This is a genomic window from Streptomyces sp. NPDC026417 (assembly GCF_055567695.1).
Map to the genome: position 1 here is coordinate 1 of NZ_JBVHPY010000036.1, position 24,975 is coordinate 24,975.

The 24,975-nt window shown below is 69.3% G+C and carries 19 protein-coding genes and 5 pseudogenes; 9 read left to right on the top strand and 15 right to left on the bottom strand.

Features of this window, described 5'->3' with window-relative positions; genetic code table 11:
- Window positions 1–110: 110 nt before the first annotated feature.
- The 6 genes and pseudogenes from ACZ4NT_RS35485 to ACZ4NT_RS35510 all read right to left on the bottom strand — a co-directional run bounded on the left by ACZ4NT_RS35485 (window position 111) and on the right by ACZ4NT_RS35510 (window position 3,907).
- A complete protein-coding gene (locus ACZ4NT_RS35485) occupies window positions 111–446 on the bottom strand; it encodes a transposase (RefSeq protein ID WP_467729376.1) in 336 nt (111 codons plus the stop codon).
- Window positions 447–785: 339 nt separating this feature from the next.
- Window positions 786–976, bottom strand: a pseudogene (locus tag ACZ4NT_RS35490) (cold shock domain-containing protein); the annotation flags it as partial.
- 275 nt (window positions 977–1,251) lie between these two features.
- Window positions 1,252–1,476 (bottom strand): hypothetical protein, encoded by a 225-nt coding sequence (locus tag ACZ4NT_RS35495; RefSeq protein WP_467729320.1) that lies wholly within the window; start codon window positions 1,474–1,476, stop codon window positions 1,252–1,254.
- 71 nt (window positions 1,477–1,547) lie between these two features.
- A complete protein-coding gene (locus tag ACZ4NT_RS35500) occupies window positions 1,548–2,114 on the bottom strand; it encodes a Uma2 family endonuclease (protein WP_467729322.1) in 567 nt (188 codons plus the stop codon).
- 157 nt (window positions 2,115–2,271) lie between these two features.
- Window positions 2,272–2,658 (bottom strand): annotated as a pseudogene (locus ACZ4NT_RS35505) (SDR family NAD(P)-dependent oxidoreductase).
- A 439-nt stretch (window positions 2,659–3,097) separates the two neighbouring features.
- Window positions 3,098–3,907 (bottom strand): annotated as a pseudogene (locus tag ACZ4NT_RS35510) (IS5 family transposase).
- 282 nt (window positions 3,908–4,189) lie between these two features.
- On the opposite strand from ACZ4NT_RS35510, the gene ACZ4NT_RS35515 reads away from it, so the two are divergent.
- Together ACZ4NT_RS35515 and ACZ4NT_RS35520 are read left to right on the top strand one after the other, a co-directional pair.
- Complete coding sequence (locus tag ACZ4NT_RS35515; RefSeq protein ID WP_467729324.1) at window positions 4,190–5,077, top strand: XRE family transcriptional regulator; 888 nt, start codon at window positions 4,190–4,192, stop codon at window positions 5,075–5,077.
- An 11-nt stretch (window positions 5,078–5,088) separates the two neighbouring features.
- Window positions 5,089–5,895, top strand: coding sequence for a DUF6207 family protein (locus tag ACZ4NT_RS35520; protein ID WP_467729326.1), 807 nt, complete (start codon window positions 5,089–5,091; stop codon window positions 5,893–5,895).
- A gap of 35 nt (window positions 5,896–5,930) precedes the next feature.
- Here the strand turns inward: ACZ4NT_RS35520 and ACZ4NT_RS35525 are convergent, their stop codons facing one another.
- Window positions 5,931–6,797: an RNA polymerase sigma-70 factor gene (locus tag ACZ4NT_RS35525; RefSeq protein WP_467729328.1), complete on the bottom strand. Its 867-nt coding sequence runs from the start codon at window positions 6,795–6,797 to the stop codon at window positions 5,931–5,933.
- Window positions 6,794–7,378, bottom strand: a complete 585-nt coding sequence (locus ACZ4NT_RS35530; protein WP_121409892.1) for a carboxymuconolactone decarboxylase family protein — start codon at window positions 7,376–7,378, stop codon at window positions 6,794–6,796. Before ACZ4NT_RS35530 ends, ACZ4NT_RS35525 begins: the two co-directional genes overlap by 4 nt.
- A gap of 238 nt (window positions 7,379–7,616) precedes the next feature.
- Here ACZ4NT_RS35530 and ACZ4NT_RS35535 point away from each other — a divergent pair, with 238 nt between their 5' ends.
- The 6 genes and pseudogenes from ACZ4NT_RS35535 (at window position 7,617) to ACZ4NT_RS35560 (ending at window position 11,087) form a co-directional block, all read left to right on the top strand.
- On the top strand, window positions 7,617–7,793 hold the full coding sequence (locus ACZ4NT_RS35535; protein WP_467729330.1) for a hypothetical protein: 177 nt from the start codon (window positions 7,617–7,619) through the stop codon (window positions 7,791–7,793).
- Window positions 7,794–7,937: 144 nt separating this feature from the next.
- On the top strand, window positions 7,938–8,513 hold the full coding sequence (locus ACZ4NT_RS35540; protein ID WP_467729332.1) for a Uma2 family endonuclease: 576 nt from the start codon (window positions 7,938–7,940) through the stop codon (window positions 8,511–8,513).
- Window positions 8,510–8,749 carry a helix-turn-helix domain-containing protein gene (locus ACZ4NT_RS35545; RefSeq protein WP_467729334.1) on the top strand — a complete coding sequence of 80 codons (240 nt, stop codon included), beginning with the start codon at window positions 8,510–8,512 and terminating at the stop codon, window positions 8,747–8,749. The genes ACZ4NT_RS35540 and ACZ4NT_RS35545 overlap by 4 nt, the downstream gene beginning before the upstream one ends.
- Before the next feature lie 101 nt (window positions 8,750–8,850).
- Window positions 8,851–8,991, top strand: a pseudogene (locus tag ACZ4NT_RS35550) (alpha/beta fold hydrolase); the annotation flags it as partial.
- A 702-nt stretch (window positions 8,992–9,693) separates the two neighbouring features.
- A pseudogene (locus tag ACZ4NT_RS35555) lies at window positions 9,694–9,849 on the top strand (helix-turn-helix domain-containing protein); the annotation flags it as partial.
- A gap of 731 nt (window positions 9,850–10,580) precedes the next feature.
- Window positions 10,581–11,087 (top strand): hypothetical protein, encoded by a 507-nt coding sequence (locus tag ACZ4NT_RS35560; protein WP_467729336.1) that lies wholly within the window; start codon window positions 10,581–10,583, stop codon window positions 11,085–11,087.
- 61 nt (window positions 11,088–11,148) lie between these two features.
- Here the strand turns inward: ACZ4NT_RS35560 and ACZ4NT_RS35565 are convergent, their stop codons facing one another.
- The 6 genes from ACZ4NT_RS35565 to ACZ4NT_RS35590 all read right to left on the bottom strand — a co-directional run bounded on the left by ACZ4NT_RS35565 (window position 11,149) and on the right by ACZ4NT_RS35590 (window position 21,538).
- Complete coding sequence (locus tag ACZ4NT_RS35565) at window positions 11,149–11,754, bottom strand: DUF4232 domain-containing protein (RefSeq protein ID WP_467729338.1); 606 nt, start codon at window positions 11,752–11,754, stop codon at window positions 11,149–11,151.
- 2,085 nt (window positions 11,755–13,839) lie between these two features.
- The gene (locus ACZ4NT_RS35570) at window positions 13,840–14,499 is read right to left on the bottom strand and encodes a DUF5825 family protein (protein ID WP_121409880.1); all 660 of its coding nucleotides are present in this window, start codon (window positions 14,497–14,499) and stop codon (window positions 13,840–13,842) included.
- 42 nt (window positions 14,500–14,541) lie between these two features.
- A complete protein-coding gene (locus tag ACZ4NT_RS35575; protein WP_467729340.1) occupies window positions 14,542–16,443 on the bottom strand; it encodes a RiPP maturation radical SAM C-methyltransferase in 1,902 nt (633 codons plus the stop codon).
- Window positions 16,444–16,783: 340 nt separating this feature from the next.
- Window positions 16,784–18,658, bottom strand: coding sequence for an alpha/beta hydrolase family protein (locus tag ACZ4NT_RS35580; RefSeq protein ID WP_467729378.1), 1,875 nt, complete (start codon window positions 18,656–18,658; stop codon window positions 16,784–16,786).
- Window positions 18,659–18,717: 59 nt separating this feature from the next.
- A complete protein-coding gene (locus tag ACZ4NT_RS35585; protein ID WP_121409882.1) occupies window positions 18,718–19,968 on the bottom strand; it encodes an MFS transporter in 1,251 nt (416 codons plus the stop codon).
- Between the two features lie 1,303 nt (window positions 19,969–21,271).
- Window positions 21,272–21,538: a hypothetical protein gene (locus tag ACZ4NT_RS35590; protein ID WP_147464512.1), complete on the bottom strand. Its 267-nt coding sequence runs from the start codon at window positions 21,536–21,538 to the stop codon at window positions 21,272–21,274.
- Between the two features lie 528 nt (window positions 21,539–22,066).
- On the opposite strand from ACZ4NT_RS35590, the gene ACZ4NT_RS35595 reads away from it, so the two are divergent.
- The gene (locus tag ACZ4NT_RS35595; protein WP_183117332.1) at window positions 22,067–23,293 is read left to right on the top strand and encodes a phosphomethylpyrimidine synthase ThiC; all 1,227 of its coding nucleotides are present in this window, start codon (window positions 22,067–22,069) and stop codon (window positions 23,291–23,293) included.
- A 24-nt stretch (window positions 23,294–23,317) separates the two neighbouring features.
- Here ACZ4NT_RS35595 and ACZ4NT_RS35600 read toward each other — a convergent pair whose 3' ends face one another.
- A complete protein-coding gene (locus ACZ4NT_RS35600; protein WP_467729343.1) occupies window positions 23,318–24,553 on the bottom strand; it encodes a hypothetical protein in 1,236 nt (411 codons plus the stop codon).
- Window positions 24,554–24,975: the final 422 nt, after the last annotated feature.

Consider the following 24,975-nt stretch of genomic DNA (forward strand, 5'->3'; position numbering starts at 1 on the left):
GGCTGCGGTGCGGCGTCAGTAGTAGAAGCTGGAGCGGGAGAGGCCGAGAATGATGCAGAGCCGCTTCACGCCGAACCGGCGCTGGTGATCTTCAAGGAACTGGCAGCGGTTCACCAGCGCGTCTCCGTCGCGAAATACCGGGCCGCCTTGCGGAGGATGTCGCGTTCTTCCTCCAGCTCGCGGATCCTCTTCCGGGCTGCGGCCAGCTCCGCCTGAACGCCGTCGCCGCCTGACGTCGCCGCGGTCGCCGGCGCGGAGTGGGAGCCGGGGCGGCGTCCGTCAGCGGCCCGGATCCAGTTCCGGAGTGTCTCGGTGTTCACTCCCAGATCGGCAGCGACGGACTTGATCGTGGCTCCCGGCCTCGACCGGTACAACGCGACTGCGTCCGCCTTGAACTCGGCGGGGTAGTGCTTCATCCCCACAGGGACTCCGTTCTCCTGGACCATCAAGGCCCAAGTCTCTCCGGTGTCCAAAATCCGGGGTCAGGGCCCACTGCCTCGGCTGAGGCGGTTGAAGAGGTCCGTCCGGCCGAGCTGGCGGCGGACCTGCTGGATGACCAGTATCGGGCTGCTGGTCGACCGGGCCAAGGCGAGCGACTGCGGCTGACCGGGGAGGGTGGGCTGCTGCAGCAGCTGGCCAAGCGCGTGCTGGAGTTCGCTCCGGAGGGCGAGATCGCTGAACCTCGACTATGAGAAGCACGAGCGGAGCGCCACTGGTTTGTAAGAGCAGATGCCTTGGCCGGTAGCGGCCATGGATAGGCTTGAGGACCTCGGCCGTACCGGTTTGCGGTGTTGCCGTCCCGCTTGAAGCCCGGGGGCTTCCCACTGGAGATCCACACGTTGCCCAGGCGACAGCGTATAGAAGCCCTTCGTCTGGATATCGGCGTAGTGGCCTCAACAACCGCCGGGTGTCTCGGGAGAGTCGAGCCCCCCAACCCTTCCTCGTCGTACCACTCGTGGACAGTCGCTGTCACCATGTTGCGACTGTCCGAGTGCAGGCTGCGCCGACGTATCGGGGACCTCAGCTTGGGAAGCTTGGGTCTTCTGGGGGGGGCGATAGTTGCACTGACTTGCGGCGGAACGGCTACGGGATCTGACTGGCCGACGGCTTCCTCAACGGCTGTTTCCGGTTGTTTCCCGCACGATCCTTGGAAGGGGTGACCGCGTCTCCGTAGGAGCACGGTGAGTCTCCCTGGAAACCGGCCTGTTCTCGCAGGAGAGTGGCACGGCACATGTCTGTGGGTCCAGCCAGTCAGCTGTCTGCTCGCTGCGGATCACCGGGGACCGTCCGAATCCAGGAGCGCAGTTTCCAGCAGACCGCGACGGGGCCTACGAGCATGGAGAGCATCCACAGGCCCACGCTGACAGGGGAGATCATGACCATGTAGTACTCCCACCGCTCCGGAAGCAGGGCGGGAAGGGCGATCGCTACCACGGCAAGCCAGGTGCCTATCACCGTGAACACGGCTTTGGACACGATTACCGCTCTCCGCACTGAGTCCCCGCCTCCGACGTTCTCCTCGGGCCGTAGGTTGCACAGCGCGTGGGTCAGATCTGGCCGAGGTCGATCTCGACCGGGAAGGGGGCCGCTACCTTGAGGACGCCGGTGAACACGTCTCCGTCACGGTAGGTCTTCGTGGCGGGGTCGAGTACATAGGTGTACACGAGAGGCACGCCTGTCGCGGCCTGCTCGATTCGCCAGTAGAAGCCGATGCCGGCCTTGGCGTACTGGTCGACCTTCACGATCCGGTCGGTGGTCTCCGAGCCTGGCGACACCACCTCCGCGACCAGCAGCACGTGCTCAGGGCGGGTGGGGGTGATGTCGATCGTGTCTGCGCGGTACACAACGACGTCCGGGCGACGATTGGTGAGCGGGACGTCCTGCAGCCGGACGTCGAAGTCCGTATCGGCGTTCCACTCCGGGCCCGCGGCGACATCCAGGGCGTTTGCCAGAATCCGGGCCATGCGGTGGTGCCGCTTGGACGCGCTCGGACTCACGACGACCATCCCGTCCACGATCTCGATGCCGGCGCACTGCTCCGCGGACCAGGTCCCGTACTCCTCTGCCGTGATCTGCTCATGCATCCACGCCGGGGCCACCATCTCGGCCGTCATGAAGCACCTCCCGAACGCTGTGCTGCGGGTTCGGTCCCACTGGATTCAGCGTACTGTCTGCCATCCGTCAGCACGCTCGTCTCGCCCACGCCCCTTCCTCCCGGTTGGGAACCGCCACGGCGGCTCCTCACCAGGGCAGAACCCCCTCGGCGCCGACCTACCCGCCGCTCGGCCCATCGGGGCCGGCCTGCGCCATGCGGACGATGATCTCCGCCCCTTCCCCGACGCTCTGCGCGTCGGTGTGCCCGCGGCTGGGACCCGGGTCAGGGAGGCTCAGCCCGCTGCTGACGTTGACCGCGACCGGGGGCGGCGGAGCGTTCCGCGGCGGCCACGGACTCCTCGTCGGTGATGTCCAGGAGGAGCGGCCGCATGCCCAACTGTCCGGCGGCCCGCGCTCGCCGCGCGCGGAGTCCCGGCTCCCCACGTACACGGTGTGACCGGCCCCGACGAGCCGCCGCGCGGTCTCGAAACCCAGGCCCTTGCCGGCTCCGGCTGCTCTGCCGGCCGTCCCCGGACGGGATAGGCGGGGACGGTTGTGCCCCACCCCGTGCTACCGGGAGCTGCGCACCCTCCGATGCCGCTGCGTCCCTACGGCCAAGACCACGATGTGGCGCCGTACCGTGCGGTCCCCTCTTGGGTGGATCTCAGCACAGGGGACCGCACGGCCGGGTGCGGCGTCGAGTGGCGCCTCGGCTCCCCATGATGCGGCATGTGCCGTCGGCTATGGGCAGAAGTGATGATTCCCCCTCAATGGGTTGAAACATCTGCCGTTGCGGTCGCGAGCGGGGGTGGCGAGGGGTAGCGGGGTCTGGCTGTCACGCAGGCATTGTTCCGCAACTCAGGGATCACATGGCGGTGTGAGGGCCGGGCGCGCAATGCTGGCGTCCGCCTCCCTGGCGGCGCTTCAGCACCGCTGCCGGGCAAGGCTGTTGGTGTGTGAACCGCTCACAGAAACCGAGTGCGATGTCGAGTAACTGATCATTTCAGAATGAGGTTCGGAGTCGCCTTAAGCAGATGATGCTGCAAGCGAGTTGGAGGAGTTGCGAGGTGGAGGTCGTCGCGTATCTCGTAGCGGATCCGGAGTCGTTTGAACTGGTGGAGCCAGGCGAAGGTCCGCTCGACGACCCAGCGGGTCTTTCCCAGCCCGGAGCCATGCGCGGTGCCCTTGCGAGCGAACTTTGGTGTGATGCCGCGGGCCCGGAGAAGTCGGCGGTACTTGTCGTAGTCGTAGCCGCGGTCGGCGAACAGCCGGAGCGGCCGGTGACGTGGCCGCCCGCGCACCCCGCGGATGCGGGGTATCGCGTCCAGCAGGGGCGTCAGCTGAGTGACATCATGACGATTCCCGCTGGTCAGCGAGACGGCCAACGGCGTGCCGTGCCGGTCGACGATCAGGTGGTGCTTGCTGTCGGGCCGGGCCCGGTCGACCGGCGAAGGTTGGGTGTGAGCCCCCCTTTCAGTGCTCGGGCGTGCGAGCCGTCGATCGCTGCGTCGTCCATGTCCAACAGGCCCGCGGCCCGCAGCTCGGCCAGCAGCACTTCGTGCAGCTGTGGCCAGACGCCCGCTTCGGTCCAGTCCCGCAGACGCCGCCAGGCCGTCACACCACTACAGCCGATCTGTTCAGCAGGAACGTCCCGCCAGCTCCCGCTTTTGGACAGCACGTAGACGATGCCCTTGAGAGCCGCACGGTCATCCGCAGGCAACCGCCCCGGATACCGATGCCGCCGAGGCGGCCGAGCCGGCAACAGCGGGGCCACACGTTCCCACAAGTCATCAGGCACAAGATCAGCAGGCACCCAACAGATCCTGCCGATAGAACACTCAACTGCCAAGCCCCACGCGGATCTTCATTCTGAAACGATCAGTAAGAAGGTGGTGACCGTCGCCGTGTTAGCGACGGTCCTCACGTGGAGCACGGTGATGACCGTGCTGGGACAGGTGACGGCTGTCGCCGCCCTGCTCCCGTCCCTGGGCCTGCTTGTACAGCAGATCGTCCAGGCCCTGACCGCTCCCGATGGCGCTCGCCCGCCCGCGGGCCCTGGCCCTGCCGCCGCCGGTAGCGGACAGGAGCCGCCTCGATGATCTGGTCCCCCGACGCCGACCGACCGCCCCCGCCCGACACCTACGGCAGGCGAGGCCGCAAACCGGCCCCGATCAACGAGACCGCAGGCCTCTCCCACCGGGCCTGGCTGGAACCGGTCCGCGGATTCCTCTTCGCAAGCGGCCTGACCCTGGACGACCTCGTCGAGCGCTCTGGCTACTCCAAAACCCGCATCAGCGAACTCCTGCGCGGCAACGGCTACTACCCCGCCTGGGAAATCACCTTCAGCGTCATACACGCGCTCGGCCTGCCCGTTCAGCCGATGCGCCGTCTGTGGACCGCGGCAGCACGCGAAGCGAACAAGGAACCCGGCTGGATCGCCCACTGCATCCAGCAGGTCGCCTTTGAGCCCGAGCCCCCGCCCCTGGCCCACCAGGCGTTCACCGACGCCGTGGCCGACGCCTACACCGCCTACGCCGGCGCCTTCCTCCTCACCGACCACCGCGCCCACTGGGTCGTGGCAGAAACCTTCGACATCCTCTGGCTCTGCTGGAGCGAAGCCGCCACCAGTGAAAACATCCGCCGCTACGCCTGGCGACTGCTGCGCTCACGCGTCGTGGCCCGCGCCCACCACCACCAGGACGACACCCCCGACCTACGCGCCGCCGTCTTCTCCACCGTCGAAGTCCACGACGCCGTACCCGGCCACCTGGTGGTCCTGAGTGAACTGGTCGACCTCTTCGACGCCATCGGCCGGCTCCCGCACGACCAGATGGACGTGGCCGTACTGCACCACCTGTGCGCCACGCCCTTCGACGAGATCCCCGACATTGTGGGCCTGAGCCCTGCGCTCACCCACGCCGTCGACCATCACGCCCGCGCCACCCTCGAGCACCTCCTCCACGCACACAGTCCCCGGGAGTGAACCCAGCCGCCATGACCTCCATCGATGCCCTCCTCGTCCGCGCCCGCCTCCACCACCACCCCCACGTGCCCACCGACACCATCGCCTACGAGAACACCAGCTACCTCGACGCAGCCCCCGAAACGACCGCCCCCCTGCCCGAAGACCTGGCCGACGATGCCACCGCCACCCAGCACTTGGACCACCTCTGCGAAGTCGTCATCACCACGGCCGCCCCCACCACCCTGCAATTCCTCACCGACCAGGTACCCGAACCCCCCAGTGCCTGGCTCCTGGGCTGCGCACTTCACCTGGCCGGCGTCGAAGACGGCGCCCGATTCTGGTGGCAGTACGCCGCCGGCGCCGGACACGTCCAAGCCGCCTACTGCCTCTCCCTGCACCACCACGCCCGCGGCGAATCCCACGCCGCCGCCTTCTGGTACGACCAAACCGGCCTCGAAAAGGCCACGGAAACCGATACCTTCACCGTCTCCGGGGCCTGCCCGCCCTTGCACTACCACCGCTTCGACGCCAGCATTCCCACCGTGCTGCGCATCCTCAGCCACCTCACCGCTCCGGGACGACGCCCCCGCACACACCGCGCAGACGCCATCACCAACTACGTCGCCAACGCCGTCACGCGCGGCCAGCGGCGCCACCCCGAGGTCGAGATCCCCGTCCCCGAGGCCCGTTTCGCCGACCGTGTCAGCTTCATCCTTTCCGCCACCCCACCCTGGACCCGCCGCGTCACCCGCGTTCTCAGCGATTCCGCCCTGCCCTACCGCAGCCGAAAGACGCGGACAAACGGCGCACAGACGCACACCGTTGCCGCACCATGAGCGAGTGGGACTGGTTCGCAGACCGGGCTGCGGGTTCACCTGGCGAGTCCGGCCGGCTCGTCGAGCCGTGTCAGCTTCTGCGGGTTCCGCACGATGTAGATCCGGGTGACCCGCCCGTCCTCCACCACGAGGCTCACCGCGGTCGACTCGCCGTTCATCTCGATCCGACCCGCGGGAGCGCCGTTGAGCCACACGGGCGTCATCTCGAACGGGACAGCGACCTGGTCCGCGCGCGTGAGCAGCCTCGCCACCGCTTCGGCCCCGTGGATCGGCGCCAGCACGGCGGCCACGACCCCTCCACCATCGGCGATCAGGACGACATCCGGCGCCATGACCTCCAGCAGGTCCTGCAACTGCCCGGTGCGCAGGGCGAGAAGGAAACGGTCGACGACGCTCCGTTGCTCGGCCCGGCTCACCGGCATGCGCGGCTGCCGGGCGGCCACGTGCTCGCGTGCCCGCCGTGCGACCTGCCGTACCGCCGCCGAGGACTTCCCGATGGCCTCGCCGATCTCGCCGTACGGCATCTCGAAGACCTCTCGCAGTACGAACACCACCCGCTCCGTCGGCCCCAGCGTTTCGAGGACAGTCAGCATCGCGATCGAGACGCTCTCCGCGAGTTCGACGTCCTCCGCGACATCAGGGCTGGTCAACAACGGTTCCGGAAGCCACTCGCCCACGTACTCCTCACGGCTGCGGGACAACGTGCGCAGCCGGTTGAGCGCCTGCCGTGTGACGGTGCGCACGAGGTACGCCCGCGGTTCACGTACCTGCGACCTGTCGACGTCGGCCCACCGCAGCCAGGACTCCTGCAGTACGTCCTCCGCGTCGGCCGCCGAGCCGAGCATCTCGTAGGCGACCGTGAAGAGCATGCTGCGGTGGGTGACGAAGGGGTCCTCGGTCATGTCGCCGACGACCCATTCACGCCGGAGGTCCCCGCACGTGCGGTCAGCGGAGTCTCGCACGCGTCGGAGAAGCCCTGCGAGGTGATTCCGTGGGCCGTGTTGTTCCTGGTCGACAGGTTGGCGAAGGCGATCGACGCGGTGAGCTCGACCATCGCAGCCGGGCCCAGCTGCTCCAGCAGGCCCGCGTACAGCTCGTCGGTCACGGTCGGCGGCGTGTTCGTCATGGCCTCGGCGTACTCCAGCACGTCCCGCTCCAGTGGCGTGAACACCGTCGACTCCCGCCAGCGCGGCACCTGGCTCGCCTTGGCCAGGTCCAGGTCCTTGTGCAGCGCCTGAAAGTAGTTGATGTCGAGGCACCAACTGCAGCCGACCTGCGCGGCAACCGCCATGTGAGCGAACGTCTTGAGCCCCTCGTCGGCCATGTCCCACTCGCTCACCTGGCGCCCGAGCTCCGTGGAGTCCTGGGCGACCTTGGGGTTGTGCGCCACCACTTCGAAGGGCTCGGGCACGGCACCGAACTGTTCGAGCATGTTCTCGGTGAGCTCGGCGGGGAGTTCCGCCTTCGGGATGCGCAGTGTCACGGTGTGCTCCTTCTTCTCCATGTCCGTTGGCCTGTCGGCCTGTTGGACATGAAGACACCGCCGGGCTCGGGAATGTGACAACCACTACGGCGTTCGAGGGGGAGTCCGGTTCCCGGGGCCGGCGAAGTGCCGACTGCCCTTCGCGCCAGCACAAGCCGCGCCGTGATCACGAGTCCGGGCGGCGTACCGGCATGCCCCGTCGAAGCCGGGCCGATCGCTGACCGGCGGGGGCTGCCCGATGTCCACGAAGCTGCTGCGCGCAGGGGCGCCATTCCCGCTGCTCGACTTCCCTGGTCAGCGCCGTGACGACCCGGACCTGCTCGGCCTCGACGACCGGCGCGAGTTGACGAAGGGCCCCCGGCTGCCAGCAAGTAGCGGGCAGACCGGACTTCGTCCTGGACGTGATGAGGGCTGACGGCATACACCGCGCTGAAAGGACACGACCTGGCCTGGCGCTTCGAGGTGGTTTGGGGCGGTGTCCGCCGACCAGGGCAAAGGAACGTGTGCTGAGCGCCGGCCGCACCACGCATATGACGATTTCGGCATGTACCGTGAGGGCATGACGGAACAGAGCATCTACCGACACTTGCGTGAGTTTCGTGATGCCTTCGACAAGCCTGAGCCGCTTGCTTGGCCGGAAATCAGTCACGGCCAGCTGATGATGATGATGGGCCCGAAGAAGCAGCACCAGCTTGTTGCTCACCGACTGCGCACCCAGTTGGAGCCCCAGTTGGGCGGTGACCTGCTCCTCATGATCGAAACCGATATGGAGGATGCCGCGCTGGGCATCCTGCGGGTCCCGGACCTTGTGGTGATCGATGAGGAAGAAGCTACCGCCGCTGGTGACGCTATTGACCCTCGCCGTTCCCATCTCGTCATCGAGATCGTCTCGAAGTCGAACCCGGCCAACGACTACGAAGGCAAGCTGCGTGATTATCCCGCCATGGGAGTTCCGCACTATCTGATCGTAGATCCCCGAGACGGCAGTGCTGTGCACTATTGGGCCCCGGTCCGCCGCACCGGTACCCCCGCCTACGACAACCGGCAGCACTTCACCTTCGGCGAGTCGATCACCATCGGAAACTGGAAGATCGACACCGCGGGTCTGCCGCGTTACAACGGAGAAGGGCAATGATCGACACTGGGGGCCTGGTCAAGGCCTGGCGCATACGGCGCGGCTTGTCCCAGACACAGCTTGCGGAACGTGCAGGAACCGGCCAGGCCGCCATCTCTCGCATCGAGTCCAGTCGCGACCTGCCCACTCTGGCGCTCTTGAACCGAATCGCGTCAGCTCTGGACTGCGATCTGAAGATCGATTTCACCTCGTCCCATTCGGCTGCCCGACGTGAGCACAGGGGTGAGGACGGCTGACGCGCTCCGCGGCCGTCGGGAGCGCCGGCCAGGAGGCGTAGACGCTCCCGCTGCAGATTGAGTCGTGCCTGATCACGGACCTCTGCCGGAATCACCTGCAACCTGAAGTCGGCGCCTTCGTCCACTAGATGATCGCCGGATCGCAACTGGTCACCCTCAACGCCACCGGCCACGGCCCGCACCTGTCCGCCCCCGACGCAGCCAACGCAGCACTCACCGGCTTCCTGGCGGGCCCGCGATGATGTGCCGCACCGGGCAGCAGCCCGACCCGCACGAGACAGAATAAGGGGAGGACCCCACGTCGGCATTTGCCGCCCTCGCCTTGGACCTGGCACTGGACGTACGTGCTTGCGCAAGCCGGCAGCGACGGTCCGGTGAGGGCGATCAGCCACCCGCACGCTGTCGCCGAGGCCGTCGACGACGTGTTGTGGGGGAGAGGACATCGAAACCGACGCGGACGGTGAAGTGAGGGACCGGCCACGCCCGTCGCGACCGCTCTGCTTGCGCTGACGCAGGACATACCGCAGGCTCAGCGCCGCCGGGCATGACACTCCATCAGCCGTCCGGCGCCCCGGGCACCAACCACGGCGGCGGCCCACGTCACGGTCTCCGGAGCTCCCCACACCAACCAGGCCGAACGCGGCCACGACCCCGGCGACCCGCAACGCCAGCCGCAACCACGGCGCGATCCACTCTTCCTGACCCGTCGCACCCACCCTGGGGCCACCACGACACGGCCCCTCCCACGAGGCCCGCCCACCGCATGGCGCGCGGACCGCGCCGGCACCTGCGCGCCGGCCACCGCTCCCAACGGCCGTGATACCCGGGTCAGTTACCATTCCCGCCGTGCCGACGTGCGGGTAAAGGGGAGTGAGCGCCGTGGCCGCCGCCCCGGTTTGCGACACGACCGCCCACACCGACCGATGGATGCGAGTACGGGCTGCATGGACACAGAAAACGACGACGTAGCGGAGTTCGCGTCCCTCCTGACACGTCTGAAGGCACGCACGGACCGCAGCTATGCGGCGCTGGCCAACCGCCTGGGTGTGCACGCCTCCACGCTGCACCGCTACTGCGCCGGTGAGTCGGTCCCCCTGGACTACGCGGGGATCGAGCAGTTCGCGGCGCTCTGCGGGGCTTCCCCGCAGGAGCGCACGGAGGTGCACCGCCGATGGGTCCTGGCGGTCGCGGCCCGGCAACGACCGCGCACGTCCGGCCCCCGTCCAGCTCCCCGCGCCGCGAGCACCGCGCCGACGTCCACGGCCGGACTCCACGGCATCCCGGCGGACCGGCGACCCGAGCCGGACCCACCGGCCGCCCCGGGCCCGGGATCGGCCCCGCCCTCCCGGCAGATGTCACGCAGCGCCCCGCCGTCCCGCACGGGACGCGAGCGACGGCGGCCCGGGCGATCGACGGCACTGGCCGCGCTCCTCGCCGTCGCGCTCGGCGGCCTCACCGGACCGGCCGCCGGTCCCCCCTCCGCCGGCGCTGAACGGCCCGTCTCCGCCGGTGCCACGCCCAAGCCGCCACCGGCCGACCCCACCGGCGACGCTTCCCCACCGAACCGCCCTCGGGACGCGACCGGTCCTCCGCCCCCGAGGCCGCGGCCCCGCCCCCCTCGGCGCGCTCCGAGAAGGAGAAAGGCAGCCCGCGGGGCAGCGGAGCCGGCGGCGACACGCTCCGGCCGGCGGCTCCGCTCACCTGGACGGCCAACTCCCACCTCTGGCGCCTCGAATGCGATCACGACTACGTCATCGCCAAGCAGCCGCAGGAGGTCCCGCCACCGCCGACCCCGGCAGACGCCGAGGCATGGGCCACCTCCCTGCAAGCGGTGCACGGGCGCACCACCAACCTGCGGATATCGGTGCAGGGGCGGGGCTCCGCCGCCGTCGTCCTGGAAGCGCTGCACGTGCGGGTGGTCAACCGCGGACCCTCCGCCGCCAGCCCGCAGATCGCCTACTCGATGTACGAAGGCTGCGGCGCCACCCTCGTCCCCCGCCACTTCTCGGTCGACCTCGACGCGCGCCGGCCGCTGGCCCGTTCCGTCCGCGGCAACGAACCGGGCAGACCGACCACGCCGACCGGCTTCCCGTACCAGGTGTCCCTGCGGGAACCGGAGGTCCTGCTGCTCTCCGCACGGACCCTGTCCTGCACCTGCGACTGGTACGTCGACCTGGAGTGGTCCTCCGAGGGCCGGACCGGCACCACGCGCATCGACGACCACGGCCGTCCGTTCCGCACCACCGGCATCAAGGGGCTGCCGCACTACTGGTACCGCACCACCCGCGGCTGGATCCCCATGACCACCGCCCGCGAGGAGACGGACGGCGCCGGCTGACGGAGCCGCCACGGGGCCCGCCCGCCGGGCCGCCCGCGGCCGCGCAGAGGTACGGAGTCGGTCACCTCGACATGATGAAGTCGAGTGCGTAACCAGGGGCCGTGGTCCAGTAGGTCACGCGCTGCCCGTCGTTGGCGTACAGCGTGGCGACGGGCATGGGGACGTCGATCGGCCCGCCCACGCCCGCGCCGGGCCTGCGCCCCTGGAGGGTGAGGGTGATGCTCTTCGCCTCGTACTCGTCCATGGGGCCGTTGACGAGCAGCGCGGCGTACGCCTCCTCGCCCGGGGCGAGGGTCAAGGGCTTCCCCGGATCCGGGTCGCTCTCCTCGATCACGGGAGCCGTGGTGCGGCCGGCGCCGAGCCGCACGAGCGGGTAGCGGTACAGGTTGCACTTCTCGTCGCCGGCGTTCTGCACGGTGAGGAGGAGGTGCCGGGCATCTTCGCCGTCCGCCGGCTCCTTCGACGCGGACACCCCGAGGACCTTGGGGGAGCAGGTGGCGACGGCGGCCTTGACGCCACGGCCGCCCGGCCCCGGCGCCACCGTCCCGGCGCCCCCGTCCGTGTTCGGCGTGGTGGTGGACGCCTGGGCCGAGACCCCCCAGCCCAGCGCCAGGACGAGGCCCGCGGCCGCGGCCGTGCGACCACCGACAAAAGATTTCACGTTCATGTGCGTGTTCCTTCTCGCTCGACAGGACGCCGCACACGCCTTCGATCAGGCGTTGTGCAGGACGGCCGACGGAGTCAGCCGGTGCGACAGCCACACCATCGAACAGGGGGCGAGCCCGGGACAACAGCCGCCGCCCACCCTGCGACGCCGCACCGTCTCACCCCCCACGACCTGCGGAAACGCCGGCTCCTGGGATGCGGGAACGCAACGGGAACCGCACGCAGGCCGACGCCACGACCACCCGAGAGCGTGGCGAGGTGGCGGATCCACGTGGAAACGGACGGGACGACGGCACTGCGAAGGTCATGAACGACCGGGCCGTTCGGGCGCCTGGTCGGTGTCTGCCCGGCCTCGCCAGGGACGTCGGTGCCGACCCTGGCGTGCGGCCACGGCCGTCACCCGTCCTGGCACGGCCAGCTGTTTCCCGAGCGGCCGGCCGTACCGATCCTTTCCCGGACGATCGAGGTACTGCTGCCTTTTGGTCACACGAGGTGATCAGCCGGTTATGGCGCCGTCAGCGTGACATGCGGCCGTGATCGCAACCGAAGAGGAGCGAAGGGGACTCTGCACCACTAATTCCACAAGTCACGCCGGTGAGGAGAAAAAGTTGATCTCTTGCAATCATGAGAACCTCGGTTTCTGCGTCTTTGTCGACGCTGGCGAAACCTCCGGTGACAGCGTGTGGCCCGCTCCTGCCCACGCGGAAAGCGACCACGTCCTGCCACCGTCCCATCCCGCTCATCGGCTCCCCTACACCCTGACCCCGTGCGACGAGCGGCGCCTGACTCTCCATGCGGCACTCACTGCTGCAGGCATTCCGCCTGCGCCCGATGACAGTGCCGTCCTCGATCAACTCAGCGCTCTACCCGAGCACATCACTACGGCCCTCCAGCGCTGGCTCCGCCACGGCTGGTGAGCCGGGATGGGGGAAACCGTCCTGCCCGGCCGGCCGGGCAGGACGGTGGAGCGACGCGGTACACCTGCCGGGCCCGGTCAACCGGTGGTTACCGCCTCCGTGGAGTGAATGCGACCGACCACGATCGCTGTGATCGAACATCCGACCTTTTGCGCCACGGTTCGCCACCCTTCCCGCCGAATCGCAAAGGCCACGAGCATAGTCCAAGGCGTCTGAACTGCGTTGTCGCAGGCATCAGTCGTTCGACGGTACATGCATTCGATCAATTAGTTGCGAACCCGCCCTGGATGGTTCCTATGGTGAGTCCTTTGTGGATACAAAGCGTCGAATGGCTTGCTGCGGCAGCCCCTTCCCCCAGGGCGTGCAAGCAGCAATGGGAATGTGGTCTCGGGACGGCACTCCTGGAAGCCGGCCGGCTCTGGAACGTCCTCAGCGCACCCGAACATGTCGGTCTTCTCGCCCTCGAGGCGCTCTGGCACGACCGGGCGCTGCCCCTTGGCCCGACCCTGGTGAACCGCAGGGCGGGCAAGGTGGGATTCTTCCTGCCGCCGGATGACACGGACGACTGGTTCGGAGCAGGACTGCGCTACGCCCGAGACGGGTGCTGGGTAGCTGTCCCGCCTCCCTACCGGGATGCGGGTCACCTCAAGTGGATCATCCCTCCTGACGGCAGGGGCACTTTGTACTCTCCTTGCCGACTGGCAGCGGCCCTCCGAGCGGCCGCTGCCACGCAAGTGCTGTGGCAGACGGCGCTGGAAGCGACGAAGCCAACGTCCGACTCCCTGGAGGGCCAGCGCTCACTCCGTGCCGGCCAAGAGACGGTGGAATAAGGCGCATCGCCATGGATCCACGGTTGAGACGGCGCCGCCTCTTCCACGGTGTCGCGCTCGCCGGGCTCGCCTCCGGTGGGCAGGGCCGGGGACCTCGCGGTCCTCGCCCTGGCCGCCGCCGCGGGATGCCTCGGCCCCTCCTCCCCGGTGGACCGACCAGGCTGCTCGGGGAGTCGCCGGCCACCAAGCGGCCTGGTGTCCGTCGTCGTTGCCGTGGCGGGCATGAATCCGGCTCCGTCCCACTCGCTCCCTCCGACGGCATCGCCCTCTGCGGTCTTGTCCGCGGTGAGGATCAGGCATGCGCTCCGTGTGCCGGCCCGCGTTGCCGCCGTGTGCCCCTCAGATCACCAGCGGCGCCTCCGACCAGCGGCGGACCCGGTAGGGGGCCCACCACAGGTGGTCGCCGAACCGCAGGACGAGGGTCTCGCTCATGAGGTCGTCCAGGACCGGACCGGGGATCGCGTCGGCGGGCGCGCCGTCGGTGAGGGCAGCCACGCTCTCGTGGTACTCCGGCTCGTCGATGGTGTAGCGGCGCAGCTCGCCGTAGCGGCGGTCGCGCACCTGGAGGAAGCCGGGGCCGTGGCGGAAGACGCACTTGCAGATGTAGTACGTGGTGCGCCAGGCCAGCGCCGTCGCGGCCGGGTCCGCGGAGCCGAGTACGGCGGTCGGCGGGTGGAGATGGCTGTAGTGCCGCCAGGCGTCGGGGTCCGGGCCGGTGCGCAGCTGCCAGCCGACCGCGATGGCCATGCTGGACAGGGCGCCTACGAAGCTGAGTGCCCGGACCGTCCAGGCCGCGTCGGCGGGGTCCGTCACGTCGACGGGGCGGGGGAGCGTGACATGCCGGGCCCCGGCGGCGAAGAGCCGCCTGGCCGCATCGCCGCCGGACATGTCGATCTCGTACCTGCCCAGCGACATGCCGGGCAGCGCACTCGCCTCGGGGTCGTAGTCCCGTGAGGCGGTCACCGTGAAGGGGGCGGGGTCGGTGCGTACGGGAGTCATCGTCGTCTCTCCGGATGGTGTGCGCCGCGGTGGTCGCAGGCGTCAGGCGGTGGTCGCAGCGAGTTCGGCGTCACGGGCGCAGGTGTGGCGCATGAAGTCGATCCGCAGGAACTCCTCGTTCAGTGCGGGCGGCGCGATCTGCACGAACTGCCCGCTGTCCTCGAAGACCACCCCGAGCTCCCGCCACCGCGCCAGCACCCGCCGCAGGGCCTCCTCGTCCACTGGGTGCGCCTCGTGCAGCTTGCGTGCGGCCGCCTTCACCGTGTGCGGCTGATCGAGCAACCGGAACAGGGCCAGCTCCAGCGGGTCGGTCAGTTCCGCATGGGTCCAGTCGAAGGCCCGGCGCCTGGAGACCAGGAGGATCCGGTCTTCCAGGTCGCAGTGGGTGAGCCGGCTGCCGGCGTAGTTCCTGCGCCAGTGCGAGATGGCCTCATCGAGGCGGCCGACGACGTCCTCGCCGATCCCGCGCGGCGGCACGTCGAAGACGTACGCCAGGTCGAACATCTCCGCGTCGGGCAGGTCGTAGGTGAGCCGGTACGGTTCGGCGGGGCGCAGCGCGGAGAAGCCGAGCCCGGGATTGTTGAAGTACGGGCTGAAGCGCTCGATCGCGATCCGGGAGGACGGGCCCACCGGGGGGTTGAGGTGCTCCAGCGCACCGATTTGAGCGATCACGTCGTCGTAGTCCTCGGCGGCCTCACCGGGGAAGCCGTGCAGGTAGTTCCAGGCCACCGAGAGGCCGACGGTGGCGGCGTCGCGGAGTATCCGGACGTTCTGGCCGCCGGTGACACCCTTGTCCATCAGGGTCAGCACCCGGCTGTTGAGGCTTTCGATGCCCGGCTGGACGAAGATCAGGCCCGCGTCGGCGAGGGTCCGCAGCTGCCCCAGCCGCATGTTGGACTTGATCTCGATGTGCATGCGCAGGTCGTACCCGCTGTCGATGATCCGCGGCAGCACCGTCTTCAGGTACCCCATGTCGAGGATGTTGTCGACGACGTACATGTCCAGGACCCGGTGCCGGCGGGCCAGTTCGATGATCTCGTCGTAGAACACGTCCGGGCTCTTGCTGCGAAATTGCATGAACGAGCCGTTCAGGCCGCAGAACGTGCAGTGGTGTTTCTCGCCCCACCAGCAGCCGCGTGCCCCCTCGACGACGAGCTTGGGCTCGACCCAGTTCCGTGCGTGGGAGGAGGCAAGCCGCTCGAAGTACCCGGAGTAGTCCGGCGGCAGGATCGCTGCGGGAGGAAGCGGTGCGGTGCTCATGGAGTTGACGACGGACGTGCCGTCCTCGCCGCGCCAGCACAGCCCCGGCACGGCTTTCAGCGGCTCGCCGGCGTCCAGTGCGTTGAGCAGCGCGGGGAACGACACCTCTCCTTCGCCGCGCAGGACGTAGTCGACGAAGGGGAAGTTGCGGTGGACGGCCTCGCCCTGCTTGCCGTCGCAGTTGGCCCCGCCCATGGCTGTGGCGATGTGCGGGGCGAGGCGCTTGACCTGCTGGGCGGCGGCGAGGGCGGCGGTGTTCTGCTGGAAGGTCGACGTGAAACCGACTATGTCCGGCTCCAGTTCGACGATGCGCTCGGCGATGTACCGCACGAAATCGGGCGCGGTCGCGTGCAGCGCCTTCGTCATCTCCATCCGGGACCCGCTCACCCGGGTGCGCATCGCCTCGGTGAACTCGGGAACCCGCCACTCGGGATCGTCGTAAAGGGCGGAGGAGAACACCCAGTCACCGCAGCCCAGGAAATAGGAGCCGAGCGCGTAATAGGAGTAGTCCTCAAGAGTGAACACCGTGTTCCGGGTGATCCAGTCCACATATTCGATATTGGCGTGGAGCACGTCCGCCGTTCCGTTCGGAACGCGCTCGTCGACGCTGCGTTTGAGTATTCCGAGAGCCAGCGACGGAAGGTCGATCGGGGCCCAGGGCATGTTCACCAGGAGTACGCGCACGGCTGGCCTCTTCTCATGTGAGCACGGGTCGACGGGAGTCGGTCGTCTGTCCGGCGCCAGGCGTCGGGCTGCCGGATTGCGGCCAGGCGCCGCCGTGGGCGCCCGGACCGGGCGGTCCCGGAACCGGTCGGGGGCCGGCGGGGCCGGTTCAAGCCGGTCGGGGGCCGGTCACGCACGAGGTGCGGAGCCGGCCCCACCTGGTGCTGTGTGCCGGTCTACTGCTCCTCGTCCTCCATCTCCTCAGCCGAGCGGAGGTAGACGACGACGCCGACGCCGGGCTTGCGGCTCTCCTCGTCGCCGTCGAGCGGGTCGCCGTGGATGATGTCCTTCTGCATGATGTTCACCTCCTCTCCCGATGCGGGGGCGGCTCGGCCGGAGCGGGCGCCGAAGGCAGCCCGCGGCCGAGAAATCCAAGAGAGCGCCGGATCACCGTGAGGTGATCGGCGCCGTCGTAGCCGTCGTGGCCCGAGTCCAGCCACATCAGCTCGTGGGGCACACCGCCCGCCCGCAGCACCGCGAGGTACGCCTCGACCTGCTCCGGCGGGCACTTCGCGTCCCGCCGGGCGGCGACGATCAGCAGCGGGGAGCGGATGGCGGCCGCGTACGAGGACGGGGAGGCGCGGGCGTAGGCGGCCGGGACCTCGTCCGGGGTGCCGCCGAACAGCGCGGTGTCCAGGGCTTGCAGGGCGGGCGTGGAGTGCCGGAAGGCCGTGACGCAGTCGGCGAGCGGTTTCACGGCCACCCCGACGTCCCACAGCTCCGGGCGGGTCCCCATGGCGAGCAGCGTCAGGTACCCGCCCCACGAGGTGCCGCACAGCCCCACGGCGCCCTCGCGGCCGATGCCCCGCTCCAACAGGTCGGCCCGGGCGCGCGCCAGGTCGGCGACCTGGGTGTGGCCGACGCCCTCGGACCAGGCGGAGCGCCAGCGCGGCCCGTAGCCGGTCGAGCCCCGGTAGTTGACGCGGGCGACGGCGTACCCCGAGCCGACGAGCGCCTGCACCATGGGGTCGTAGGCGTCGCGGTCGTGGTCGGCCGGCCCGCCGTGGACCAGCAGGACCAGCGGGTGCGGCGCGGGACGGTCGGCGGGGGTGGTCAGGAGGGTGTGGACCGGTCCGTCGGGTCCGGGTGTCCACAGGTCCTGGCGGCGGCCGAAGCGGGGCAGGCGCCACTCGCTCTGCCCGGGCAGCGGTGCACCCGACAGGGACAGGGCGCGGGGGACGTTCACCGCGTCGGTCCAGATGAAGTGCACGTCCCCGTCGGCGGCCGGTGACGCGTCGAGGATGCTGCCGGGCGGCGTGGGCACCGCTATCAGCTCGCGGCGGTCCAGGTCGGCGGTGAACAGCCGGCTGCGGCCGTGCCGGTCCTGGCGCAGCAGGACCCGCGCTCTACCGGGGCCGGGGTACCAGCGCGCGGTTGTCTCGGTGTCGAAAACGCACCAGGGCAGCAGCTCCACACCGCCGCCGGGAGTCCAGGTCCCGAGGTGGTAGCGGCCGTCCCGCTCCCGCATGACCAGCAGCATGGTGCGGACAGGGGTGTGCGGGGGGCCGGACACGGGCGGGGCAAAGGGGTCTTGGCCGGAGTCGGCCCGGCCGGACGGGGACGGCCGGGACGAGGGGAGGCCGGAAACCGGCGGCCCGGACGGCGACGGCTCGCGTGACGGCTGAACGGGCGACGGCGCGAAGCCGAGGGCCCAGGTGCGCTCCTTTGTTCCGGAGAGCACGGCGACCGTGGCCCCGTCCGGGGCCAACAGCGTCACGGCCCGTGCGGAGTGCGCGGGTCCGGACACCGCCAGCAGGCTGCCGTCCGGAGCCAGGTCGCAGAGCGTGCCGGGCTCCGTCGTGCGCAGGACGGTCGTGGCGGTGCCGCCCCGCCGCCCCAGGTGGATGCCGAGCCCCTCGGCGCTGCGAATCCCCACGGCCACCGCGCCCCCCGCGGCCAGCGCCAGACCGGCGGGCCGCCCGCGCGGCACCCCGGCCAGCGCAGGACGGTCCGGGCCGCCCTCGAAGGGCTGCGTGCGCCAGCCGCCGCTGCCGCCGCGGTCCTCGTCGAACCACCACACCGCCTCGTCGTCGTCGAGGGCGCACAGCAGCGTGCCGTGCGGACGGTCCGTCAACTGCCGCCGCACGCCGGTGGAGCGGTCCCACGCGAAGATCTCGCACCGGCCGTCGGCGTCGCCCGTGTACACCATCCGGTCGGGGTTGCGAGGGCTGCTCATCGGCAGCACCGGCCGGTAGACGCCGTAGGTGCGGGGAGCCGCCTTCGGCGGGGCCGGGGTCACGCGGCCTCCCCGGTCACGAGACCGGCCCTGACGGTCGCGTACATCGCCAGCCCGGCGAAGGCGCCCGCACAGCCCAGCGCAACGTTACGGCCCCCGAACTCCGCGACCAGGACACCCGCCGCCACCGGCGCCAGCACCGCCACCCCCTGGCTCGCGGTGCTCAGCACCGTTCCCATCCGCGCCAGGAGCCGGTCCGGGGTGACGAGCACCGCCCGGGTCTGGAGCACGACGACCACGGACGGCACGATCAGCGACACCCCGCTCAGCAGCAGCCCGTAGGCCCAGGTCCGGGAGGCGAACGCGAGCCCGGCCGCCGTGGGGACCATGGCCCACGAGGCCCCGGTCACGATCCGCGCGGCCGGGACCCTGCGCACCAGCCACGGCGCGGCGAGCGCACCCAGCAGCCCGCCGATGCCGGCCAGGGTGAGGATGAGCCCGATCGAGGACGGGCTCGCGCCGCGCGCGTGGGAGGCGAACACCGCGTGGAAGTACAGCGCGCCGAGCAGCGCGTTGATCCCGGCGCTCCACACCACCACAAAGCGCAGGAACGATTCTGCCCAGACGAAGCGGAGCCCTTCGGCGAGGTCGCGGGTGAACGACGCAGGCGCCCCGTCCCGGACGGGGGTCAGATCCGTGCGGATCGCCTTGCTCAACACCGCCACCAGCAGGAACGACACCGCGTCCGCGAGCAACGGCACCCACCGCGCCAGCTGGTACAGCACGCCGCCCAGTGTCGGTCCGACGACCTGTACTGCCTGGTCCCGCGCCTGCAGGTAGCCGATGGCCCTGCTGTATCCGGCGGCCGGCACCAGACGCCGGATCGTCCCGGAGGCCGCTGCCCCGTAGGCGGCGCTGGCCGCCTGCTCGATCACGGCGGCGGCCAGCACGTGAACCAGGACGACGTGGCCCAGCGCCACGGCCACGAAGACCGACCCCATGGCCCCGGCGGCGACCAGGGCCGCGTAGTACATCATCGGCTTGCGCGGCCACCGGTCGGCCAGGACGCCCGCGATGGGGGAGACCACCAGGCCGCTGATGAGCGCCACCGACGCGACGAGTCCGACGAGCCCGGCCGGATGTCCGGCTCCCAGCAGGATCAGCGGGAGGAAGAGAGAGGACGCACAGGTCCCCAGACCATCGACCCCGCCCGCCGTCCAGAAAAGCAGGAAATCCCGAATGCGGAAAGGGGACGGCCCCCGGGATAATTCAGGGTCGGCGGACTCCAACGTTTCGTCGGCTCTTTCCATCAAACTGCCCGCCCGCGGGGTGTTGCCGACGCTGACGCACCCACAATGCCCCCTGCAATAAGTGGACTTACGCCCGACGAGGAGCATGAGCGTAGCGAACGGTGACTTCTCTCACAACACCCTCGTTTCCCCGTCAACCTCGATCAAGGAATGCCGCGGAGTAGGGTTTCGGACAATTGATCTCCGCGCCCCGGCCGGCGGACCATGAAATCGGGGCATCTTTTCGGACACACCTTTTTGGACACGGCTATTGGGGCGCGCGACAAGAGCGCTTGTGCGGGCGCGGAGGGCGGTGACGCGAGGGGTGCCCGTGTCCCACGGTCGACGCCACGAGGGCCCGGCGCCTGGGTGCCCGGCTCGATCGGGGCGATACGGTCGCGGGCCGAGCGCAGCACCGATGCGACGGCGTGGTCGGCGCGTTCTACCTCGCTGCGATCGCCGTCCGGCCGTGCGGCTCAGAAGCGGGAGCGCAGACAGCCGGGCAGGTGATTGTCTCAGCAGGCCCTCTTCGCGCCGGACTTGCTCGCGCAACGCTGAGCCCTTGATTCCGTACGCGCACACGCCGGGTGCTGCCCTGTTCGACGTCAACAGGACGGATGAGAGTGCCGCCCGCACCCAACTACGCCGGCCCGAGAGGTGCTCGTAAAGTGCCTGGATGCCGGAGCCGTCAAGGACGAGTTGTCGTACGTGGGTCGCCGCGTGGGCGGTGCTGTGCGTGGCCGGCATCGCTGCCACCGCCGCTCTGAACGCCTCTGCGGAGCCTGAGGCGCAGCCCGAGAAGCCCGTCAGCGCCGCGCCCAGTCCATCGCGGACATCGAGATACAGCTGGCCAAGGCCAAGGCCAAGGCCAAGGCCAAGGCGGAAGGCCAAGGCCAAGGCGGAAGGCCAAGGCCAAGGCGGAAGGCATCGACGACGGTGTGCTGGCCTTCACGCGAACGCGGGTCGGCGCGGACGACTGCCGCGATGAGATTCTCGACCACTTCAGCGGCGACCGGTGAGCCGCCCTACGGAACTCGCCGCGGTAGCGGGGCTGATCTGCGCCGGTGCCGTGGCAGTCATCGCCGTGAACGCCGCGACCGAAGCGGAGCCGCAGCCCACTCCGCCGCGGCGGGTGTACTCCTCCTGCCTTGCGGTCGACACCAGGCCGATGCAGGTGGGAGACGACCCGTGCGACGGCCGTTGAGAGGCTACTGAGCCGCCGGGCGGTTGGACAGGATTTGGTCGAGGCGACTCGACTGATCCGCCACGGACGTTGCACCCGCGTGTTACTTGTCGGCCAGGACTTCGGGGCCGACCCTGGCGGCTACCACCAGCCACCGCGGGAACGCCAGATCGGGGTGGACTGGCCGGTGATTTTCCGGTGCGCGAAGACACCGAGGACGTACCAGCCTTTCAGGAACCACCAGAGGATCCATGCCTCGGCTACCAGCAAGTAACCGCACAGCTTGGCCATTCCAACGAGGAGGGCGGCGCCACCGCCACCACCTCCGCGGCTGCGGCCTCCGAAAAGGGGGATGGAGCCGCCGAGGGACAGTGGACCGGGCAGCGGGACGGACCAACGTAGACGCACGGTCTTCTCCTGAGGTTGAGGTGCCGGGGCGGTCAAGCCGCATCCGACAGGTACAACGAGGCAAGGTTTCGGGCCTGCGAGGGGGATACCTAGGGCTCGTATATCGACTGCTGTCCGTGACGACCGTCACTCCCAACTAGCTGCTCGGGTGACTGAGTTCGCCCCTGACCGCGCCCGCCGCCACGGCTTGAGTCGCGATCTGTCCTGCCGGGTACGCATCGTCGTGGCCGTTCTGCTGGGTTTCCTCGACGCCCGGTACCCGCATGACCGCCCTTGCGCCCGCCGGATGCCCATCGTGGGGATGGTTGGTTGCCGTGGGCGTGCCTGTTCACACCGGTGCATCGGCCCTGTGCGTGCACTGGCAACGAGCCGCATGCCCGGCCCGTCCCCCCGGCGAGTCAGGGGTGGCAGGGGTGGCACGTGTCATACGACGCGAAGTACGTCTTCGCCGGTCGCCTTGGCGCTGTCAGGATGGGCGTTGCTTTCCGTGACCCTCATCGATGGTCCACAGACGCTGACGGAGGCTCCATGAACGGTTTGAGTGACGCCCAAGAGGTTCGCGAGGGCCTGCTGAGCGAGCCGGAGGCCCGAACGCGCATCGACTCGGGCTCCCTCGTCGCTCTGCGGACGTCTGGGAGTCCGGTCCTGGTGGGGCCGGGTTCGCTGGTCAAGGTGAACACCAGCATCGGATGCAACAAAGCGGCCGATCTGGCGACCGAGGTCGAGAAGATCGCGGAGATAGGCAAGCTCGGCTACCAGCCCGACCTGATGATGGACCTCAGCACGGTCAGCCTGCCCACCCCGCTCTACCGGACCGCGCGCGAGCAGCTCGGCCTGCCTGTCGGAACGCTGCCGCACTACCTCTGCTTCAAGCCGCGGCGCGGAATAGACGTCCCCCGCCTGCTCGACGAGATCGAGCGGCAGGCGGCGTCCGGTGTCGCGTGGATGACGCTCCACCTCTCGCCCACGCGCGAGATGTACGAGCTCGCCCGAGTCACCCGGCAGACCGCGACCACCGCGCGCGGGGGCGGGATCGTCGTCCGGGACATGCTGATCCACGACCGTGCCGAGAGCGTGCTCGCGGAGCGGTTCGGGGACATCGCCGCGATACTCGAACGGCACGGAGTGGCTCTCAGCCTGGGTACGACGTTCCGGCCGGCCAGCACCGTGGACGCCCTGGACGCCGTGCACGTCCAAGAACTCGAACGACAGCAGATGTTCTACCGCGAGGCCCGGGCACTCGGGGTGCCGACCATGCTGGAAGCGGTCGGCCACATGCGACTCGGGCAGATCGGGGCCTTCACCCTGCTGCTCCGCGGAAAGCTCGGCTACCCCGGCCCGGTCATGACCCTTGGCCCCATCCCCACGGACGCCGCCGTCGGCAACGACCACATCGCCAACGCGCTGGGCGCCGGGATGCTTGCCGTCGAGGGCGGAACGGACGTGGTGAACTCGGTGACCCGGGAGGAGCACACCGGACAGATCCCGAACCTTGATTCCATTCTGGAAGGGCTGCGGGCGGCACGCATCGCCGCGCACTCCGCGAACATCTCGCTCTTCCCCGACCTGGACTTCCCGGCGGAGAACCGGATGACCGAGAACCGAGCGGCGAACTACACCTGCGTGGTGGACGGCGGCCTGTTCGAGAAGTCCGCCCAGAACCGGTTCGCGATGGGCTGCACGCGGTGCGGCAACGAGTGTCCCCTGCTGGTCAACTTCGTGACCGACCGGGAGGACAAGGCCTCGCGTACCTGAGCGACACGGGCCGGGGCCGGGCCTTCAGCGTCGCAGGCGGAAAGATGCGCGCAGCCGGTCCCGGTACGCCTTGCGCGTGGCGAACTCCACGAAATCGTCGACCGGTGTGGTGTTGAGGCGCTTGAGGCCGCCGAGGAACCGTCCGGCACCGGCGCCCGCACCGCTGGCGGCCATGAGGGTCTGCCCGAACGTCGTCGATTCCTGGACCACTGAGCCCAGCGCTGCCGTGAACAGGGCTCCCGACGCCAGCTCAATCGACTTCAGTACGCGGATCAAGCGCTTCGCCATGCGGTCACGCGTCCGCATTCGTTCAAAGCGCTTCCAGACCTCGTCGGTGAAGTTCCCATGTTCGAGCGTTGCGGTCTCGACGAGCCGGAAGTAGGTCTGGCGGAACGCCTGGAACTCCTCGGAGTACTTGATGGCCAGGATCTCGTCGTCCCCGAGACCGTGGAGCTGTCGGCGGGAGATTCCGCAGACCCCCAGTACCTGGGTGAACAGGTCGATGTTCGCTGAGGCCAATGGCCCCACCGACGAGCCGCCCGGGCCTGCCCAGCGCGCCGTCACGAGCTGATCGCTGCCGCATGCGGAGGCGTTCGACCGCAGGTACAGCTCGGACGCCCGGTCGATGAGCACCGTCGTCAGCGCCGGAGGGAGGTTCATACCGTACAGTTCCTGGGCCACGACACTGCGGGAGAAAAAGGCCTGATGGGCGATCGAGCCGATGCCCCTCAGCAGATCGCCGACGCCGTCGTGCCCGCCCGTCGTCTCAAGCACCGCGTTGTGGACGGAGAACGGGTCGCGCACGTTGCTTGAATCGGTCAGCCACAGGCCCCGGAAGGTGTCCTCCACCGATCCGGTGTCCAGATGCACCATCGTGCCGATGGAGGCGAGCTGCTCGGCCACCGGGCGTTGTTCCGGGCGGGCGATTTCCGAGGCGAGCGCCTGGATCCCGAAGATAGGAGTGCCGACCAGTCCGGCGGTGTCCTCGATCCGCTTGTCGAAGTAGTCGATGACATCGCGGGTGATCCAAGGGGACCGGATCGACGGCAGGATCTCACCCGTCTCGATGAGCTCCGTCACGTAGGGAAGGACACGACGAAGCTGCTCGGACTGCCAGAAGTACGCCGCTGCCAGGATCACGTGGTCGTACAGCAATGCGGAGGTACGCAGCTTGGCCAGCAGATCCTGAGCGGCCACCCCGCCGGTCATGACTGTGTAGGAATCCGCCTCGCCGAAGAACAGCGTGCGCTTGTCCGTCATCCGAGAGACCATCAACTTCAAAGCTCCCCCTCCCACCCCTGCCTCCACGATGATGCCAGGCCCGCAGATCCGGCCTCGGCAAGACCAGGTGGGTCGTCAAGCGACACGTGGCCGTGGAGGCAGGGTGCGGCCATGGTGAAGCAGGCGCACTGGCAACTGCTGCCGGTTCGCCGCTGTCGGTCCGGCTCACCACTGTGTGGAGCTACGGCACCGCCACCGGCGCTCGGGTGCTAGAGCCTTACTCTCTCGGTCGAAGGGGTCTGCATCGCCCGGTGCGGTGGCGGCGGCTGAGGCGCCGGGGACCATCAACGAGGCCCTTATGGCGCCGAAGCCGCGGGGACGGCCCCTGAACCCTGACGATTGGCGGTCCGGTCCACACGAGGGGGAGCGACCGGGCGTCGCGAGCGCTTCGTGAGGACCGC